Source organism: Streptomyces sp. SID14436 (genome assembly GCF_010548465.1).
Classification (GTDB): Bacteria; Actinomycetota; Actinomycetes; order Streptomycetales; family Streptomycetaceae; genus Streptomyces.
On record NZ_JAAGMD010000020.1, the window covers coordinates 1 to 742 of the forward strand.

Below are 742 nucleotides of genomic sequence, written 5' to 3' on the forward strand. Positions count from 1 at the left end.
GGGAGCGGCGGCCGGTCGCGCCGGGCGAGGACCTCGGTGGCGCGGACTCCGGGGAGCGGTCCGGGCCGCGTGTCCCGGGCCGCCCGCGCGGCGCTGCGCCGGGACAGGTCGTCGACCACCTCGCGTTCGCCGCGCCCGCGCAGGAGCAGCAGGACGAACGGGTCGGCGTCGAGGAGACGCGCGGTCGCGTAGCAGAGCGCGGCGGCGTGCTTGCAGGGGTGACCGGAGTCCGGGCAGCTGCACCTCGGGGCGAGGTCTCGGGGGCCCGGCAGCAGCGGGACGCCGCAGTCGGCGAGGGACTGGGGCATCACCTTGTCCAGCAGGGCGGCGATGTGACCGGGCCGGTCGGCGGCCGCGTCCAGAAACCTGTCCCACTCTGTGTCCGAGAACGTCCGCAGCCGCACCTGCACGCGGTACGGCCGCGGGCGGCTGCCCCGGACGTACGCGAGGACGAGGCCCGGCGTCACGGTGATCGCGTCGACGTGTCCGCGCTGCGCGTACGCCCGTCCCCGCGCCAGCCGCGCAGCGTCCAGCGCGCCCTCCTCCAGCGCGGTCACCCAGGCGTTGCCCCACCAGGTGTCGGCGATGCCGTCCGCGCCGCTGTCGCGGGGCGGGAAGGCCGGGAAGGTGCGGCGGTGTTCGCCGTCGCGGTCGGGGGCGGCCATGGAACGGGGCGTGCGGGGCTCCGCGCCCGGGGCAGGCGCACCCATCGGGGCCGCCGTCCCGGCGGACGGCTGCCGCC

The 742-nt window shown here is 78.3% G+C and carries 1 protein-coding gene; it reads right to left on the bottom strand.

What is annotated here, in order from left to right:
- Positions 1 to 742 (bottom strand): SWIM zinc finger family protein (locus G3I53_RS00640; protein ID WP_239063444.1); only part of this gene is annotated, 742 nt, incomplete at both ends.